The organism is Aquisalinus flavus (genome assembly GCF_014640095.1).
GTDB classification, from domain to species: Bacteria; Pseudomonadota; Alphaproteobacteria; order Caulobacterales; family Parvularculaceae; genus Aquisalinus; species Aquisalinus flavus.
On sequence record NZ_BMGH01000001.1, the window covers coordinates 1,726,473 to 1,745,610 of the forward strand.

General features: G+C 63.0%; 14 protein-coding genes. 7 read left to right on the plus strand and 7 right to left on the minus strand.

The window, feature by feature from the left end; translation table 11 throughout:
- The first annotated feature begins 3 nt into the window (after positions 1-3).
- Positions 4-534, plus strand: coding sequence for a DUF3429 domain-containing protein (locus tag IEV88_RS07955; RefSeq protein ID WP_188158956.1), 531 nt, complete (start codon positions 4-6; stop codon positions 532-534).
- A gap of 2 nt (positions 535-536) precedes the next feature.
- Here IEV88_RS07955 and pdeM read toward each other — a convergent pair whose 3' ends face one another.
- The 6 genes from pdeM to IEV88_RS07985 form a co-directional block, all read right to left on the minus strand.
- Positions 537-1,262, minus strand: a complete 726-nt coding sequence (gene pdeM, locus IEV88_RS07960) for a ligase-associated DNA damage response endonuclease PdeM (RefSeq protein WP_188158955.1) — start codon at positions 1,260-1,262, stop codon at positions 537-539.
- A 107-nt stretch (positions 1,263-1,369) separates the two neighbouring features.
- The gene (locus tag IEV88_RS07965; RefSeq protein WP_188158954.1) at positions 1,370-1,981 is read right to left on the minus strand and encodes an energy transducer TonB; all 612 of its coding nucleotides are present in this window, start codon (positions 1,979-1,981) and stop codon (positions 1,370-1,372) included.
- A gap of 92 nt (positions 1,982-2,073) precedes the next feature.
- Positions 2,074-4,629: a ligase-associated DNA damage response DEXH box helicase gene (locus IEV88_RS07970; RefSeq protein WP_188158953.1), complete on the minus strand. Its 2,556-nt coding sequence runs from the start codon at positions 4,627-4,629 to the stop codon at positions 2,074-2,076.
- Positions 4,630-4,698: 69 nt separating this feature from the next.
- Positions 4,699-5,427 carry a FadR/GntR family transcriptional regulator gene (locus IEV88_RS07975; protein ID WP_188158952.1) on the minus strand — a complete coding sequence of 243 codons (729 nt, stop codon included), beginning with the start codon at positions 5,425-5,427 and terminating at the stop codon, positions 4,699-4,701.
- 128 nt (positions 5,428-5,555) lie between these two features.
- Complete coding sequence (locus IEV88_RS07980) at positions 5,556-6,260, minus strand: glutathione S-transferase family protein (RefSeq protein WP_188158951.1); 705 nt, start codon at positions 6,258-6,260, stop codon at positions 5,556-5,558.
- Between the two features lie 11 nt (positions 6,261-6,271).
- Positions 6,272-6,574, minus strand: coding sequence for a putative quinol monooxygenase (locus tag IEV88_RS07985; protein WP_188158950.1), 303 nt, complete (start codon positions 6,572-6,574; stop codon positions 6,272-6,274).
- Positions 6,575-6,735: 161 nt separating this feature from the next.
- Between IEV88_RS07985 and IEV88_RS07990 the strand changes: the two genes are divergently transcribed.
- From IEV88_RS07990 to IEV88_RS08015, 6 genes are all read left to right on the plus strand, one after another.
- Positions 6,736-7,296 (plus strand): type 1 glutamine amidotransferase domain-containing protein, encoded by a 561-nt coding sequence (locus IEV88_RS07990; RefSeq protein ID WP_188158949.1) that lies wholly within the window; start codon positions 6,736-6,738, stop codon positions 7,294-7,296.
- Positions 7,297-7,523: 227 nt separating this feature from the next.
- Complete coding sequence (locus tag IEV88_RS07995) at positions 7,524-10,895, plus strand: transglutaminase family protein (protein WP_188158948.1); 3,372 nt, start codon at positions 7,524-7,526, stop codon at positions 10,893-10,895.
- Between the two features lie 49 nt (positions 10,896-10,944).
- On the plus strand, positions 10,945-13,329 hold the full coding sequence (locus tag IEV88_RS08000) for a circularly permuted type 2 ATP-grasp protein (RefSeq protein WP_188158947.1): 2,385 nt from the start codon (positions 10,945-10,947) through the stop codon (positions 13,327-13,329).
- 25 nt (positions 13,330-13,354) lie between these two features.
- On the plus strand, positions 13,355-14,233 hold the full coding sequence (locus tag IEV88_RS08005) for a transglutaminase family protein (RefSeq protein WP_188158946.1): 879 nt from the start codon (positions 13,355-13,357) through the stop codon (positions 14,231-14,233).
- Between the two features lie 102 nt (positions 14,234-14,335).
- Positions 14,336-16,672: a GH36-type glycosyl hydrolase domain-containing protein gene (locus tag IEV88_RS08010; protein WP_188158945.1), complete on the plus strand. Its 2,337-nt coding sequence runs from the start codon at positions 14,336-14,338 to the stop codon at positions 16,670-16,672.
- 243 nt (positions 16,673-16,915) lie between these two features.
- Entirely contained in the window at positions 16,916-17,689 is a 774-nt protein-coding gene (locus tag IEV88_RS08015) for a hypothetical protein (protein WP_188158944.1), read from the plus strand.
- A gap of 228 nt (positions 17,690-17,917) precedes the next feature.
- Here the strand turns inward: IEV88_RS08015 and IEV88_RS08020 are convergent, their stop codons facing one another.
- Positions 17,918-19,006 (minus strand): hypothetical protein, encoded by a 1,089-nt coding sequence (locus IEV88_RS08020; RefSeq protein ID WP_188158943.1) that lies wholly within the window; start codon positions 19,004-19,006, stop codon positions 17,918-17,920.
- Positions 19,007-19,138: the final 132 nt, after the last annotated feature.

Genomic DNA, 19,138 nt, shown 5'->3' on the forward strand with positions numbered 1-19,138 from the left:
GATATGATGGAACGGCCCTTGTTCAAGACCAGTGCAGAACTGCTCGTCGAGCGGGCCACCCTGCTCGGCTATGGCGGGCTCATGCCGTTCGTTTTCACCGCCTTGGTGTTGTGGACCTCTCCCTATCTCGTTCCTTTCGGCCTTGCCGGTCAGGTGATGCAATGGGAGCTGTATTACGCCGCGATCATCCTGTCCTTCATGGGCGGCGTGCGCTGGGGCCTCGCCATGATGGAGCCGACCATCCACACGATCAGCGAATTCACCATCGCGCGGCTGACCGGCTCGATCGCCCCGGCCCTCATCGGCTGGCTCGCGCTGGTACCGGACTGGTTCATCCCGTTTGGCGATCCCGGATACGCCCTGCGCCACGGGATCATCCTGTTTGCCTTCATCTATCTGATGATCTCCGACCTTCAAGCCGTGCGCGAGGGCGCCGCGCCGGCTTGGTACGGGCCCCTGCGGCGCAAGCTGACCTTCTTCCTCGGCCTGTTGCTGGCGCTGATCATCCTGCGGCTGATCATGTGGGGCTGGTAGGCCTATCCCCGGAACATCACGCTCTGACTGTCGGCCCGCAGCGACCGGCGCGGCACACGGAACGTCGCTAACTTGCCAAGCATGTGAATATCAAACCCGTTGGCGAAGAACGGCTTGTAGGCGGTATCGAGCACATTCAACCCGCCCGTATAGGCGCCGAAGGATGGCAGGATCAGCCGCTCGCCATCGCTGACGAAGCAACGCCGCCTCAGCGAACGTCCCTCATGGACAACCTTTGCCGCCGGGTGCATATGGCCTGCGACCTGCCACTGACCGCTGGCGCAGGGCTCGTGGCCGAACAAAAGCCCGCCGATCTCGACCTCTTCATGCACTTCCCCGGCGAACCGCGCCGGCGGCTCGGGGTCGTGATTGCCGAGGATCCAGACCCAGCGCTGGGGTGCCATCAGCGCTTCCAGGCTGGCGCCATCGGCCTCGCTCATGCGCCCTTCGGCCCGGCGGTCATGGAAGGCATCGCCCAGCGACACGATGGTTTTCGGCCGGTAGCGGGCGATCACCTCGCCCATCATCCTCAGCGTACGGCGGGTATCGTAAGGCGGCAGGAAAATTCCCTTCTCGCCGAAGGCCGTGCCCTTCTCGAAATGCAGGTCGGAAAACACCAGCGTGCCGCAGTCCGGCAGCCACAGCGCGCCCGAACAGTCATAGACGACAGCCACGCCGGCAAGCGTGGCGGCGGCCTGGCACGGCGCCGGCAGCGGGGCTTTTCTCATCGGGGTCGGATACATGGTGAGCACCCTAAGCGCATGCGCACGAAAGGGGAACAGACCAAGCTGCCGCAGGGCGGGATTTTTCTCCCCAGCAGAGGGCAGCGCTCTGTCTACTCCTCGAGCGCCTCGAAACGGATCTCGTCGGTATTGTCGTCGATCCGCACCGGCTTGCCATTCCGCTCCGCCGGCGTGTAGCGCATCTCCCCGACATAATACAGCGCGAGGTCTTCGAACGTCGCCGGATCGGCGCCGCTTGCCAAGGCAGAATCGTAAACCTGCGCGTTCAACGGCACGCCATCGGCGCCAATGTCATAGGTGACCACGACACAGGCGCTGTCGCCGCTGCCGGTATAACTTTCCGGCATGGCAACGCCGCGGCGGTCGGTGGTGTCGAGACCGCTGATCAGAGAGGGCTGGTCATAGTCGACATACTGGCCGGGCTCAGGGCGGAAGCCGTGGGGATGCGGGGTGAAGCCGTCGCCGGGGAAGGTGCAAGAGGCCGGATCGAGCGCCACCACCTCAGGCTCGGGTGCCGGCTCAGGCTCGATAACGGGTTCAGGGGCGATCACGGGTTCGGGCAGGGACTCAGGCTCGGCGATCTCTTCCACCGTCGCCGGCTCTGCCACCGGATCCGGTATATCGTTCACGCTGCACATGAACAACAGGAACGCGGCGATCGCCAGAACGATCAACACAGCCAGAATGCGTCCGAGATTTCTCATCCGGTTCTCCCTCACCACTCGCAACATGGTAAACCACGCGGTGGTTCCCGGCCAGCAGTCTTTCGGGGACGGCAGCCAATGAGGGAAACTGGTTATCCCCGCATATCCGCCAGCAATTCGTCCTGCAGTTCCGCGAGGATCGCCTCGTTCGCCTCGCCCAGCACGGTCTCGCGGTTGATCTCCATCATCACCGGCACGGCCAGCGGCGAGACCTTCTCCAGCCGCTGGTGACGGATATGGCCCTTGACCCGAGCCAGCAGGCCGGACAGCCGCCCGAGCGACAGGAAGCCGCCGGCAGCATCGGCCCAGGCCGCCTGCATCAGGATATGATCCGGCTCATGCTCGCGCAGCACGTCATAGATGAGGTCGGCGGAGAACGTGACCTGCCGGCCGGTCTTTTCCTGCCCCGGGTGACGCCGCTCGATCAGCCCGGCGATAATCGCGCAATTGCGGAAAGTGCGCTTCATCAGCATGGCGTCGGACAGCCATGTCTCGAGGTCGTCGCCGAGCATGTCCTCGTCGAACAGGTCGTCCATGTCGATATCGCCCATCGGCTTGCGGCCATAGACCGACAGCGCATATTCGGTCGGGCAGAAGCCGAGCGGCTGCAGCCCCATCCGGTCGAGCCGCTTGGTCAGCAGCATGCCCATGGACTGGTGCGCCAGCTGCCCGTCAAACGGATAGCAGACGAGGAAATGCCGGCCCGACCGCTCGAAGGTTTCGACCAGCAATTCGTCCGGCTTCGGAATGATGGACCTTTGACGCTGCAGCTCGAGCCAGTCGCGCACCTGGTCGGGCAGTGTGTGCCAGTTCTCCTGCGCATTGATGATCTGGCGCACCCGGTCGGCAAGGAAGGTCGTCAGCGGAAACTTGCCGCCATTCCACGACGGGACCTTCACCTCCGAATTGGGCGCGCGGGTGACGAGCGCCTCCATCTCGGCCATGCCCTCGAACTTCAGCACCTCGCCGCCGAACAGAAACGTATCGCCGGGCACCAGCTGCTCGATGAACCATTCCTCGACGGTGCCGAGCTTGCGCCCGCCGCGCACACTGCCGCGCGCCTTGCCATCCGGCCCGCGCCGCGGCCGGCCCAGCCGCAGGGTCACCGCCGGCGCTTCCACGATGGTGCCGACATTGAGCCTGTATTGCTGCGCCGCCGCCGGATTGCGGATCTTCAGCATGCCCTTGCGTTCATTCTTCGCATCTGGCACGATCCGCCGGAACCGCTCATAGGCCTTCAACGCATAGCCGCCGGTGGCAACGAATTCGACGACACGGTCGAACTGCTCGCGCGTGAGATAGCCATAGGGCATGGCCGACGAAACCTCCCGGTACAGATCGTCCGGATGGAACGGCGCAGCGCAGGCGACGCCCCAAACATGCTGCGCCAGCACATCGAGCCCGCCATTGCGCGGCGGCTCGCCATCGAGAATATTCTCGATGATTGCGCCCTGCGCGGCAGTGCATTCCAGCACCTCGAACCGGTTCGCCGGCACCAGCAGCGCCTTGGACGGCTCGTCGAGCCGGTGATTGGCGCGGCCGATGCGCTGGATCATGCGCGAGGATCCCTTGGGCGCGCCGATCTGCACGACGAGGTCGACCTCGCCCCAGTCGATGCCGAGATCGAGGGTCGAGGTGCAGACCACCGCCCGCAGCGTACCAGCCGACATCGCCGCCTCGACCCTGCGCCGCTGGGTCACGTCGAGCGAGCCATGATGCAGCGCGATCGGCAGAGTGTCGTCATTCATCGACCACAGCATGGAGAAGATGATCTCCGCCTGGCTGCGCGTATTGGTGAAGATCAGCGCCGTCTTCGCCTTTTTGATCCGCTCGTAGATTTCCGCATAGGCGTGCCGGGCGGAGTGGCCCGACCACGGGATGCGCTCGCCCGAGGACAGGACCTCGATATCGGGCCGCGCCCCGCCCTGTCCCAGCACCAGCTCGGCCAGCGGCAGCACGCCGTCCTCGTCGGGTAATTGCGGCACGAGGAAACGCTGCAGCGGTTCGGCGTCCGGCACTGTCGCCGACAGCCCGGTCGTGCGCATGCCCGGGGCCAGCTGCCACAACCGGGCAAGCCCGAGCGACAGGAGATCGCCGCGCTTGGATGCGACCAGCGCATGCAGCTCGTCGAGGATGACATGTTTCAGCCCACGGAAGAATTCCGCCGCAGCGGGATGCGACAGCAACAGCGCCAGTTGCTCCGGCGTCGTCAGCAGGATATCCGGCGGGTTGTCGCGCTGGCGCTGGCGGCGGTTCTGCGGCGTATCGCCGGTTCGCGTCTCGATGCGGATCGGCAGCTTCATCTCCGCTGCCGGCAGCTCGACATTGCGCGCGACATCGACGGCCAGCGCCTTCAGCGGGGAGATATAGATCGTGTGCAGGCGCGGCGTGTCCGACGGGGCCTCGGCCAGGTCGATCAGCGAGGGCAGGAAACCGGCGAGCGTCTTGCCGCCCCCGGTCGGCGCGATCAGCAGGACAGATTTGCCCGCCTGCGCCTTCTCGATCACCTCTGCCTGATGGTCGCGCAGATGCCAGCCACGCCCGGCAAACCAGTCCGAGAAGGTCACGGGCAGGACCCCAGGCGCTTTATCCGCCTTGCGTGCCTGTTTTCTGGCTTTGGTTACCGGTCTGGATTTGGGGCTGGCCATGGCGATGAATATAGCGGGGTCAAGCAGCCCGCCCAAGTAAGCAGGGCCGAATGGCCTCAGGCTCCGTGATCACGCATCAGCCGCTTGCATTCTGGCCCGTTTCTCCGCCGACTCCGTCAACGCGATCGCTTCGTTCAGCAGCTCCGTAAACAGACGCATGGCGAGTTTTTCCTTGCGCTGCCGGATCGCTTCATAGATGTCGGCATGGGCTTCAATATCAGCGACGGAGACGCCCTTTTCCTCATTGGTCATGCGGATGGAAAAGCGCAAGGCCGTTTCGACCATCGGCGCGAACTGGCGCAGGAAACGGTTCCCGCTCGCTTCGAGGATGGTGATATGAAAGGCGATATCGGCCTCCAGCGATTCTTCGCCGGGCGGCGCCTTGCGGAAGCGGTCGAGGGCCGCGCCGATGGCGTCGATTTCCCAGCTGGAGCCGTGCTTGATCACCTCGGCCGCCGCCGCCGGCTCGATCGCCCGGCGCACGATCAGGAATTCCTTCAACAGGACAGGCGAGAACTGGCGCTGCAGGATCCATTGCAGCACGTCCGGGTCGAGAAAGTTCCAGTTCGATTCCGGTTCGACATAAGTGCCGCGCTTGGGCCGCTGGCCGACAAGGCCCTTGGCGGTCAGCATTTTCACCGCCTCGCGCGTCACCGTGCGGCTCGATTCGAACTTGGCGCACAGATCGGCTTCGATCGGCAGGTTCTGTCCGGCCGCGACATCGCCGCTCACGATCATCCTGCCAATCTTTTCGGCCAGGTCGTGGGTCAGGTTTTTGCCACTCTCACTGCGTACCATGGTTCACGCCGCAGCCATGCCATGGTGATCAGGGTCATGGGCCGGCACCGTGCGGCCTGCACCAGCAAGTCCTGAAATCATCATATCACGCCTCCCCCTCCGCTGAATTTCACCATGGAATCAGAAGCTTACTCCTTCGGTTTCCCCATTTCCACCATTTTGCGGGCGTCCTCCGCGAACTTGCGGGCCTCCTCGCTGTCATCGCCGGACTTCAGGAGCTTGATATCGTAAGGCACTGTGATGCCTTGTTGTGCTGCCGGGCGGTCACGGATCGTCTGCACCCAGCGCTGCAGATGCTCATAAGGAGCAATGTCGACGCCGGACCATTTCCAGGTCCGCACCCAGCACCAATTGGCGATATCGGCGATGGAGTAATCCCCGGCGAGATACTCCTTGTCGGCAAGATGCCCGTCGAGCACGCCGAACAGCCGCCCGACCTCGCCCTGATAGCGGTCGATGGCCGGCTGGATCTTTTCCGGGAAGTAGCGATAGAAGACGTTGGCCTGACCCATCATCGGACCGATACCGCCCATCTGGAACATCAGCCACTGCATCACGCGGCTGCGGCCCTTTTCGTCCGTTGGCAGAAGACGGCCCGCCCTTTCGGCCAGGTAAACCATGATCGCACCGGACTCGAACACGGTGAAGTCGTCATTCTCCCGGTCGACGATCACCGGGATCCGGCCATTGGGGTTGAGCTTGAGGAACCAGTCTTGTTTCTGAACATTCGCCATCAGGTCGATGGCGTGCACCTCATAGGGCAGGCCGAGCTCCTCCAGCGTCACGGAGGCCTTCCAGCCATTCGGGGTCGGTGCTGTATAAAGATCGATCATGCCGTCTCCTCCTACAGGTTCTTCAGTTTGGCCGGCTCTGTCGCGATCAGCTCGCGCCCGGTCACGCCTGCCGCATCCAGGGCTGCGTGCCACGCTTCCAGGTGGGGCGCGTTTCCATGCGCCTCGAGCGCCTCCCAGCTTTCCCAATATTCCAGCACACGGAACTTGTGCGGCTCCACGACATCGATGCCGTAGATATATTCGATGCAGCCCTTTTCGCTGCGGCTTGCCGCGATCTGCTTTTTCATGGCGCCTTCAAGCGCTGTCAGCGCGTCTGCGCTGGCGACAGTGACCGTGCCTGTAACGATAATCATTCATTGCTCCCTGGTTGCCGACACTATGCCCCGTCACGCGATGGCGCGACAGGGTCCATCGCAGTCACGAAAGAGAGAGGGCAATCTCGTCTTTGTAATGCAACTGCCTCGCGGCGCCGCGTGTAGGCGGGAGTGATATAACGCATCAAAGGAGTTTCATCATGACACAGATCGAGAATGCCAAGATCCTGATCATTGCGACCGACGGCTTCGAGCAGTCTGAATTGTTCGAACCCTATGAAAAGCTGAAAGAATATGGTGCCGAGGTAATCATCGCCGCGCCGAAAGAAGGCTCGATCAAGGGCTGGGACAAGACCGACTGGGGCAAGTCCATCAAGGTCGACATGACGTTGGAAACGGTCAATGCCGACCAGTTCGACGCCCTTGTCCTGCCCGGCGGGGTCATGAACCCGGATAATCTTCGTGCCAACAAGACGGCAATCGCGAAAATCTATGATTTTGTCGCCGCCGACAAGATCGTTGCCGCGATCTGCCACGCGCCATGGCTCCTCGTCGAAGCTGGCGTTGCCCGCGGCCGGGACATGACCTCCTATCACACGATCAAGACCGACATTATCAATGCCGGGGCGAACTGGAAGGACGAAAAGGTTGTTGTCTCAAACGGGATCATCACGTCGCGCAACCCCGACGACATCCCGGCCTTCATCGACAAGATCGTCGAGGAAATCCGCGAAGGCGAACACGAACGCAAGGTAGCCTGACGCCGGCGACGCTATGACCGCTGTCAGTAACCTCTCCTGACACGGTTCCTGGAACCCGCCTTCGGTTGTGACTGCCGGGGCGGGTTTCGTTCTTTCCGGCCTCGCTATATCGCAAATCAGCGAAATTTTGCGGCGCAATAATTGAATGGTAAGGTCCTGACTTCTATGAAACAATTATTCTGGCGCCATAACAAGCTGGCGCAGCAGTATTGGGGGCGTATTACGACATGGCTATTCAGGCAGCGATCTATCACCTGACGCATTACATCTACGACCGGCCGGTCAGCCTCGGCCCGCAGATTATCCGCCTCCGCCCGGCTGCCCATTCGCGCACGAAAGTGCTCAGCCATTCGCTGAAGGTCTCGCCCTCCAACCATTTCGTGAACACCCAGCAGGATGCCTATGGCAATTTCCAGTCCCGCTTCGTCTTCCCTGACCCGGTTCGCGAGCTGAAGATCGAGGTCGACCTCATTGCCGACATGAGCGTCTATAATCCGTTCGATTTTTTCGTCGAAGCAAGCGGCGAAGAATGGCCGTTCGAGTATGACGAGGCGATCCGCGACGACCTGTCGATCTATACCACGCCAGAGCCCGCCGGCCCGGAGCTTCAGGCTTTCCTTGCCGGCGTCGACCGCACGCCGCTCCGCACCATCGATTTCATCGTCGAGCTGAACGCCCGCATCCAGCGCGAGATCGGCTATGTCATCCGCATGGAGCCGGGCGTGCAGACGCCGGAAGAGACGCTGAAACTCGCCAAGGGCTCGTGCCGCGATTCCAGCTGGCTACTGGTCCAGGCCCTGCGCCATCTCGGCCTGGCCGCCCGCTTCGTCTCCGGCTATCTGATCCAGTTGAAACCGGACCTGAAAGCCCTCGACGGCCCGTCCGGCACGGAAGTCGATTTCACCGATTTGCACGCTTGGGCCGAAGTCTATCTGCCGGGCGCCGGCTGGGTCGGCCTTGACCCGACATCGGGGCTGCTCACCGGCGAAAGCCACATCCCCCTCGCCGCGACGCCGCATTATCGCAATGCCGCGCCGATTTCCGGCACGATCGGCACCAAGGCCGAAGTCGAATTCAGATACGACATGAAAGTGACCCGCGTCGCCGAACATCCGCGCATCACCAAGCCGTTTTCCGATGAGAGCTGGGACGACCTCGACGCCCTCGGCCGGAAGGTCGATGCAATCCTCAAGGAACAGGATGTGCGCCTGACCATGGGCGGCGAGCCGACCTTCGTCTCCATCGACGATTTCGAGAGCGAGGAATGGAACACCGCCGCCGTCGGACCGACCAAAAGGCAGAAGGCGGACGAACTGATCCGCCGTCTGCGCGACCGCTTCGCGCCCAATGGCTTCATCCATTACGGCCAGGGCAAGTGGTATCCGGGCGAGACCCTGCCGCGCTGGACCTTCTCGCTCTACTGGCGCCATGACGGCGAGCCGCTGTGGCAGAACACCGACCTGATCGCCGAAGAAAAGAAAGAAGAAAAGAAAGGCGGCAGGGCGCATACGCAACAGGACGCCGGCGCCCTCCTTTCCGCCGTCGCAGACGCGCTCGATCTCGACCGCGACTATGTCAAGCCAGCCTATGAAGACCCGGCCGAATGGCTGCTTCGCGAGGCGAAGCTGCCGGACAATGTCGACCCGTCCAATTCCAGGCTCGCCGACCCGGAAGAGCGCTCGCGCATGGCCAGGGTCTTCGAGCGCGGCCTGACCGAGCCTGTCGGCTACGTCCTGCCGGTGCAGCGCTGGAACACCCGCGCCCATGGCGTCAAATGGCTGTCGGAAGTCTGGCAGACGCGCCGTGGACGGATCTATCTCGTGCCGGGCGATTCCGCTGCTGGCTACCGGCTGCCGCTCGGCACGCTGCCTTACATCCCCGAGGCCGAATATCCTTACGTCGTCGAGGAAGACCCCTCGGTCGAGCGCAAGCCGCTGCCAAAGCCCGATTCCAAGAGAGCTGACGGCAAGCCCGAACCCGGCACGATTAGCCCCGAGGCCCGCGAACAGGCTGTAGCCTCGTTCCAGCGCGCCGAACCGACGCGGCAGGTGGCACAACAGGTCAGCGAGATCGAGGGCCGCGTGCGTACCGCCCTGTCGATCGAGCTGCGCGAGGGCCGCCTTTGCGCCTTCCTGCCGCCGGTCGAAAAGCTGGAGGATTATCTCGACCTGCTCGATGCCGTCGAGACGGCCGCGATCAGGACCGGGCTTCCGGTCCAGATCGAGGGCTATCCGCCGCCCCACGACCCGCGCCTGAATGTGATCCGCGTTGCCCCCGATCCCGGCGTGATCGAGGTCAATATCCACCCCGCCGCCAGCTGGCAGGAATGCGTCGAGACGACCGACACGGTCTATGCCGAGGCCCGCCAGACCCGTCTGGGCGCTGACAAGTTCATGATCGACGGGCGCCACACCGGCACCGGCGGCGGCAATCATGTCGTCGTCGGCGGCGCAACGCTGAACGATTCCCCGTTCCTGCGCCGCCCCGACCTGCTCAAGAGCCTCGTTCTCTACTGGCAGCGCCACCCGTCCCTGTCCTACATGTTCTCGGGCATGTTCATCGGCCCGACCAGCCAGGCGCCGCGCATCGACGAAGCCCGCCATGACAGCCTGTACGAGTTGGAAATCGCGCTCGCACAAGTCCCGAAACCCGGCGAAGGCGAAGCGCCCCTGCCCTGGCTCGTCGACCGGCTGTTCCGCAACCTGCTCGTCGATGTCACCGGCAACACCCACCGCTCGGAAATCTGCATCGACAAGCTGTTCAACCCGGACTCGCCAACGGGCCGTCTCGGCCTCGTCGAGTTCCGCGGCTTCGAGATGCCGCCGGACCCGCGCATGTCGCTCGCCCAGCAGCTGTTGATCCGTGCCCTGATCGCGCGCATGTGGGACGAACCGGTCACCGGCAAGTTCACCCGCTGGGGCACGCAGCTGCACGACAAATACATGCTTCCGCACTATGTCTGGGCCGATTTCATGGAAGTGCTGGACGATCTGCGCGAGCACGGCTTCGATCTGAAACCGGAATGGTTCGAGGCACAGCTGGAATTCCGCTTCCCGTTCTGCGGCGAGACCAGCTATGGCGGCGTCAAGCTGGAACTGCGCCAGGCACTGGAGCCATGGCATGTGATGGGCGAGGAAGGCGCAATCGGCGGCACCGTCCGCTTCGTCGATTCCTCCGTCGAGCGCCTCCAGGTCAAGGCGGAAGGGCTGAACCCCGACCGCCATGTCATCGCCTGCAATGGCCGCCCGGTGCCGATGAAGCGGACCGGGACCGGCGACGTTTCGGTCGGCGGCGTGCGCTTCAAGGCATGGCAGCCGCGCTCCGGCCTCCATCCCATGGTGTCGGTCAATGCGCCGCTGGTCTTTGATGTCTATGACAGCTGGTCCGGCCGCGCCATCGGTGGCTGCGTCTATCATGTCGCCCATCCGGGCGGGCGCAGTTACGACACTTTCCCGGTCAATACCAACGAGGCCGAAGCCCGCCGCCTGTCGCGGTTCGAGGCCCATGGCCACCAGCCATCGGGCTATTCGCTGCAACAGGAAACACCGGCGCCGGACTTCCCCTATACGCTCGACCTGCGCCGCCCCGCTGGCGTCTGACCTGTAATCGGTCTATGCCCGTCATGGTAAAACCTGACAGATTGGCGCGATGCCGACGGTGAATGACGACGATATCCCCCTGTTGAAGGGCTACAGGCCGCTTGACGGTGCCGCCGACGAGATGGTCGACGGGACCGGCGCGCTCAGGCCGGTCTGGCAGCACTTCATGAAGGAGATCGGCCGGCTCGGCCCGGACGAGATCGCCGCCCGCGCGCGCCGCGCCGACCAGTATCTCAACGATGCCGGCGTCTATTACCGCTTCTATGACCAGGCCGGCAGCCGCGAGCGCGACTGGCCACTCGCCCACCTGCCGCTGCTGATCGGCGAAACCGAATGGCGCATCATCGCCGATGGCCTGTGCCAGCGCGCCGATCTGCTGGAACAGATTGTCGCCGATATCTATGGCCCCAACCGGCTGGTCGAACAGCGCCTGCTGCCACCGGAACTGATCGCAGCGAACCCTGAATATCTGCGTCCCGTCGCCGGGCACATCCCGCTCGGCGGCAACTTCCTGCATTTCTGCGCGTTTGAACTCGGCCGCGGCCCCGACGGGCGCTGGTGGGTGCTGTCCGACCGCACCCAGGCGCCTTCCGGCATCGGTTTCGCGCTGGAAAACCGCGTGGCGACGACCAAGGCCTTTTCCGACATCTATAACCGCCTTCATGTTCATCGCCTCGCGGGCTTTCACCGCCGCTTCCGCGATGCGCTGACCAGGCTTGCCGGCAGCCAGGACCTGACCGCGATCCTCACCCCCGGCCCGTTCAACGAGACCTATTACGAGCAGGCCTATATCGCCCGCTATCTCGGCATTTCGCTGCTCGAGGGCGAGGACCTGATCGTCACCGACGGACAGGTCAAGGTGCGCACCGTCTCCGGGCTGCAGCCGGTCAACGTCCTGTGGCGGCGGCTCGATGCCGGTTTCGCCGACCCGCTCGAACTGGATCAGGACTCCCAGATTGGCACGCCCGGCCTTGTCGAGGCGGTGCGCAACCGCTCGGTTCACGTCGTCAATGCGCTCGGCTCCGGCGTCCTGGAGATGCGCGCGCTCCTTGCCTTCCTGCCGCGCATCGCCCGCGCCCTCTCCGGCCAGCCGCTGAAGCTGCCGTCCATCGCGACATGGTGGTGCGGACAGGACGCCGAGCGCGACCATGTGCTGGCGCATTTCGACAAGATGATGATCGGCCCGGCCCTCTCGGCCCGCATGCCGTTCGAGGATCCCGACAACACCGTGCTCGGTGGCCGCCTTGCCGCTCCAGACAAGGCCGCATGGCACCACAAGCTCAAAAGCGACGGCCCCGGCTTTGTTGGCCAGGAATCGGTGCGCCTGTCGACCGCGCCGGTCTTCACCAATGGCAGGCTGGAGCCGCGCCCTGTCACCCTGCGCGTCTTTCTCGCGCGCACGCCCGATGGCTGGGCCGTGATGCATGGCGGCTTTGCCCGCATCGGCCAGACGCTCGATGCCAGCGCCATCGCGATGCAGCGCGGCGGCCGCGCGGCCGATGTCTGGATCGTCAGCGATAGCCCGGTCGAACAGGAAACGCTGCTGGAGACCGGCGAGGCGGCGTTCGTGCGCCGCCTGCCCGGCACCCTGCCCAGCCAGGCCGCTGAGAACCTCACCTGGCTCGGGCGGTACACGGAACGTCTTGAAGGCACGACCCGCACCCTTCGCGCCTGGCATGTACGCCTCGCCGAGCGCGAGGACCCGGACGCGCCGCTGCTTGCGCTGGTGCGCGACCACCTCGCCGCCCTCGAGGTCGACATCGCCGACCCGGTTCCCGGCCGCCTCGCCGACTATATCGACCGCGCCGTGATCACCGCCGGCAATGTCCGCTCGCGCTTCTCGCCCGATGGCTGGCTCGCGCTGCGCGACCTGTCCAAGACGATCCACCAGCTCTCGGCCACGGTGGAAGCGGGCGATGACGCGACCCGCGCGATGACCGTTGTGTTGCGCAAGCTCGCCGGCTTCTCCGGCCTCGTCCATGAGAACATGTACCGCTTCACCGGCTGGCGTTTCCTCGAGATCGGCAGGCGGCTGGAACGGGCGATCCACATGACCCGGACCCTCGCCCTGTTCACGCAGGAAGACATGCCCGTCGGCGCGTGGGACATGTTGCTCGAGATCGCCGATTCCACCATGACCCACCGGCGGCAATATGAATCGCAACTAAACCGCCTGACCCTGATCGACCTGCTCGCGCTCGACCCGAACAATCCGCGCTCGGTCATGTTTCAGCTCGACACGCTGCGCACAGAGATCGCCGCCCTGCCCGTCCCCGCCAATACCGACCGGCACCAACGCCTGCAGCGCCATGTGTTGAAGCTGCACACGGACCTGCAGATCCTTGAGCCGGGCGATGTGACGGGCGCATTTCTCGCCACCCTGCAGGACGGGCTGGAGGCACTCTATGACAGCCTCGCCCAAACCTATTATTAGTGGCCTATTATTGAGGGAGCCCGCGATGCTGTACGATATCAGGCTGAAACTCTCCTATCGCTATCAGGGCCTTGTCGCCGGCAGCCGCCACCAGTTGCGGGTCGCACCGCGCTCGATTGATGGTATACAGAGGGTTTTCTCCCTTTCCATCGACCTCGACCCCTGGCCTGCCGAGCAATCGGCCTTCACCGACTTCTTCGGCAATGCCGTCACCGCTTTCGCCAACCGCGACCCGCATGACCGGCTCAACGTGACGATGGCGGCACGCGTCGAGGTCACCCGGCCTGAACCTTCCCTCGACGTCTCGGCCGATCTTGCCGGTCTCGCCGCCGATGTCGCCGCCAGCCACTCCCTCACCCCGCACAGCCCGCATCACTTCCTGCATCAGGGCAGCTATACGCCGCAGACGGAGGAAATGACCGCTTACGCCCGCGAGTGCGCCGAGGGCGGCGCGTCCGTGCTCGCCCTCGCTGACCGGCTCTGCCGCCGCATCAGGGACGAGTTCCACTATGACGGCACGGCGACCACGGTCACCACCACTGCCGCGGAAGCCTTCGCCGGCAAGAGCGGCGTCTGCCAGGATTTCAGCCATGTCATGATCGCCGCCCTGCGCGGTCTCGGCGTGCCTGCCGGCTATGTCTCCGGCTGCCTCAGGACCGAGCCGCCGGAGGGCGAAGACCGGCTCGAAGGCGCCGACGCCATGCATGCCTGGGTCCGGGTCTGGTGCGGGCGCGAAAGCGGCTGGCAGGAATTCGATCCGACCAACGGCATCCCCGCCTCGAGCGACCACATCACCATCGGCTATGGCCGCGACTATGGCGATGTCACCCCGATCCTCGGCATGCTGAAAACCGCCGGCGACCAGGCCAGCAGGCAGGCCGTCGATGTCATCCCCGTGGGGTGAGCACTTCTCGGCCGCTGCCCTTGCCACGCCCGCTGCCGCCATTCATGATCCTCCGTGAAAACCTGCCGGCCTGAACAGCAAGAAGCAGTTAGGGAGATGACGATGCCTCACCACACGAGGCGCGCTGTGCTGCGCGCCGGTACTGCCGCAATAGCATTGCCGTGGCTGGCGCCGGTGATGTCAGCCAGCGCCACCGGCACCAGTATCGACGGCCGCTCCACGCGGATCGGTCGCTGGGAGCAGACGCGCGCCGGGCTTCCTGCCTATCGTTACGAAGGATCGCTGCCTGCGCTGGCGTTCGACAAGACCGGTCGCGACGCCCAACAGCCGCCCGATCCGGCCTTCATCCTGGGCAATTATCGCCTCACCGCCTTTGCGCATGTCAGTGGCATTCTGCAATTGCTCACCGGCGAGCGCGTCTGGGCGCGTGTGAACGCAGCCGGGGATCGCATGCTGTATGGCGACAATCATGCCCGTTTGACCGTCAGCGATAGCGAATCGGCAGCGCAAGCTTACGACCTTGTCGGGATGCAGTCGCTCGCGATCGATCCGGCACGGACGACACGTCGCTTCGGCCCTGGCTTCGCGCATTGGGGCTATGCCCTGTCGCCGGAACTGCATGCCCGGCGCGTGGTGTCCGCGCGGCCATCGCTTTCCCTTCGCGACGGCAATCCATCGCTCGTCATCACCGTAACATTGAACAATTCGGGGTCCCGGTCGGTGGCGTTCAGCCATGAAGAGGGTTTCGGGATGCGCTACGTGCCGTGCAATCTTCAACGCATCGAGCCGGATGCGCGGGTTGCGCGCTATGCGTCGTCGGTAACCAACGATGCCACGCGGCGTATCGCCCTGTCGCAGACCCGCCATATCCCGGTCGCTTTCACCGTCGAGGACGCAGTGGACGCGCCCAATCTCCATGACCTGCAACCGGTCAACGTCTTCCTTCACGCGCATAGTTCAGACACCGCGCTGTCGCTTGATATCAGCGGATCTGATGACGAGCGGCTGCTCGCACGGATACGCGGTGACGTGCCCGCGGGCGGGACCGTCAGCTTCGATATCGTTATCGGGCTTACCTATGGCGATATGGATCAGGCTGCAGCGCTCGCCACTGACATGCTGTCCAGCGGCGACCGCGACCGGATCGACGACGGTCTCTATAGCGGCCTTTGGGCGACGCAATTGCCCGACATGACGCAAGAGCAGAACCCGGTCTTTCGAACTGAAATGCCCTGGCATGCCCATGCGCTCGAGGCGATGGCAACTTACAGCGCCTATTTCGATGAAACCTTTGTCCCGCAAGGGACGATCTACACCTATGAAGATGGCGAGAATATCTCGAACCGCGACAATCTCCAGGCGCTCTTGCCGCTTTGCTACAGCAATCCGCCTCTCGCCAAATCCTGTCTGCGCCATGTTTTGAAACAGACGACCCGCCAGGGTGAAATCAAGCGCGGCACGAGTGGCTTTGGCTACATGCCGCCAAGCATATACAAGGAGAGCGATGCCCAGCTTTATATGTTCATGGCAGTCGGCGAGTATCTGCGCGTCACACGCGACCATGCACTTCTGAACGAGCGCGTCGAATTCTATCCGGTCGAGGGAAACCACAGCGAAACGGTGCTGAACGTCCTCAAGCGCCACTTCGTCTATCTGCGCGACGAAGTGGGAACAGGCGAGCACGGGCTGATCCGCATCCTCAATTCGGACTGGAGCGACTCCTTTTTTCATCTGTATTCACCCAATCTGACAGCGGCGTCGGCCGAATCTCACCTCAACAGCGCCATGGCGCTCGCAATCCTGCCCCGCTTCATCGCCGGGCTGCGCGCCGCCGGCATCGGCCAGGACGATCCGTTCATTGCCGCGCTGTCGCACTATCACGACGATCTATCCGCCGCCTATATGACCGATCTGGGTGACCGCACCTTCAGCGCGCGCGCCTATCTCAACGGCGGCAAGCCACGCTATGGCGTGGACGTGGTCTGCCTCGAACCGCAGGGATTCCTGCTGCAAATCCCGGACCTGCCCGAGCCCCGAAAGGCGGCGATCTATCGCGTGGTGAAGGAGGCGACCTTCGCGCCGGAAAAGGTCGGCTTTCGCATTCGCGAAAAGCCGATCTTCGGAACCAGCGGCGGGGGTGAGGATGGCGGTTTCTGGTTTGCGCTTGAAGGCCAGATGGTGCTCGGCGTGTCGAGCTTCGACAAGGCCGAGGCTGAAAAGCTCCTGGAGACGATGAGCTTCCACAATTTCGCGAAGGAATATCCCGACTATGTGCTCGGCAGATGGACCCACACGGACAGTATGCAATCGAGCCTTCACCCGCGCGAAGGATTGATGAACTACTGGAAGCCCTCGCTGGAGGAAAGCGGCATCGGCTATTGCTCCCACCCGCACAGCTGGCCGCTATACAACTATTTTCACCTTCGCGACGTGCGGTAGTTGGTGCGAGGAAGACGCGGCATTCAACGCTTCTACGGGCACGTCCATATGAATGCAGGCTGATCTGGCAGAAAGGGCCGTCTGTCAGGATAATTTTTGCCGTCAGAGCTCGTCTCTCTTTGTCTACACAGACTATTCAATCGTCCAGTTGACGATGCCTGCGGGGTTTAATTCTCTCGTACTATCGGGACGGCGATTCATTTCGCCACTCACAATCTGCCCGATATACCAAGGGAGATTTCCATGAAGACTTGTTTGATTTCAGTTGTGGCCGTCAGCCTCGCTGCCACTGCGGCATGCGAGGCGACGGTCAGCCAAAGCAACTCCGCTACGCCCGAAGAATACGCCGACAATGAGCAGTTTCTGCCAGAAATTGTCCGCGATGGCGAGACCTATGCGTTCCGGGACTGGTATGGCGAGCCGGCGCCGTCCGCGTTCGTGCCCTGCGCTGACGAGACCCGGTGGCGTCTGCCGATATCGGGCCGGTGTGTTGGCGTCGTCGATTACGACGCCCTGCCTTCCAAAGTCGCCGCGGTCGACTATCCGGGCTGTACCTGGGTGAATACGGAAGCCGATTTCGGCGTGGATGCGCTTCTCTTCAGGGCGCTCGGCTGCAGCGATCAGACCACCGAGCTCGACTATGGCGGCGGTGCCCATGCCGCTGAACTGACCTATGCCGTCTCGCCGGCCTATGGCGACATCCATCTCGGCCATGTCGCCGTCCGCATCGCCACCTATTGGGGCGATGATGAATTCCGCCTGCGGGAAACCATTCCCGAGGAGACGATGGACGCGTGCGAGATCCGCCCCGCCGGTGAAGGCTATCCCGGCGGCGCCATGGTCATCGCACCGAGGGCCGATGCGCCATCCGCCGATTGCGGACTTTATGCACAGGGTACGGACTATGACACTTTCTGGATGGTGAGTCCGGACAAGGACTATGTCTATGCCGTGTCGCTGCCGGCCGAAGGCTGGGACATTGACCCGTTCTCGTTTGAGGTCGTGACCCCGGAATAGGCCGTCTGGCGAAAAGGCGCTCAGAAACCTGTCGACACAACCGCTTGCAGAGAAGGATTGCCCCATCTTTGCAGGCGGTTTTTTATTGGCGTACCGGGGTGCGCCCACGCATGAGCCGCATGGATCACCTCCCTGGTCCCGACAGATAGCGTTTTTCCTGCTTTTCGATACGGAAACGCCCGCCAGATTCTCCCGGCGGGCGTTTCATCATGACAGCATTAAATGGCCTTACTTGCAGAGGGGAAGCGTTTCATGGCGCCTCGTCCAGCCTTGCCACAAGCCTCGCCATTCAGGCGTGCTCACGCGCTCGAACTTGCTGAGTTCATCGTTAAAGGTTTGAGCAGAGTTCAATGTCGTGGCAACCCCGGTTTGAGCCATAATGGCGGCAAACTGGGCGTCAAACTCCGCCCACGTTGCCGACATTTTTTTCGCAGATTCCCGCGACGAAACAAGGCTTGCCCAATAGTACTCGGTGTATTTTTGTGATTGGGAAGCATATGCATGTGACTGAAGGGACGACTGCGCCATGCTGCGTTGATATTGGCAGCTAAGGCACTTGTTCAGGACGTCACCGCCACGGAGGAAAGCCTGGAGGCTCGCCTGCTGCGCTTCGAGCGCCCTGATCTCGCCGAGAAGCGTCCCGCGCTGGCGTTCGTATTCGGCGAGTGCAGCGTTTGTCGCAACCGCAGCATCATAGAGCGGACCCAGCTTGCGAAGCGGGGCGAGTACCTGATCGATCTTGCCCATCACAGAGTGATATTCATTGAGTTTACCGGCGAGTGTCGGCGCCACCTGAGCGAGCTGTGTCTTCGCGTCCTCGATTTGCTTGCACTCGTCGGTCGTCCAGGCAATCGGATGCGCGATCAGATCACTCCTTGACGCAACATGGTCGAGGCTCGTCTTCATTGATTGCGCGTCGAAATAATCTTTCGCCAACAATGGCTGCGCGCTCAGGCCTTGTAGTTCGGAAACCGGTATATTGGTCCGCCTGTTGATGATGACGATGGCGGTATTCCTCATATTGCCGGCTGAGATGCCTTTCAGTTCGGAATATTTGACACCCCGACTGAGGATGAAAAAGGCATAGGACAAATGATCGGCAAGCTGGGCGTTGTTCTGCGACTGGTAGAACTGGACGCTGTCGGCTGTGTAGGCTGACAACCAGGCAATAGCCGTATTGCGTTGGGTATCCATGCTGGAACCGGCCGGCGGCGCAACCTCGAGCACCGTCAGAAGGGGCATGAGATATTGTTCCTGCGCATGGGCAGGCGCAGCCGCGCCCATCAGCAAGCCAATACCAACGCCGATGGCAAGCATGGACGCCCGACATTTCCTGGCAATTGCCCTCATTCGAAGGGTGACCTTGCCGGACACGGCCGAAGACGTGGTTTCTGAAGTTTGGTGAGTCATGTGTGGTTCCTCCTGTTCGGCCCTCGTGAGCCATGCCGA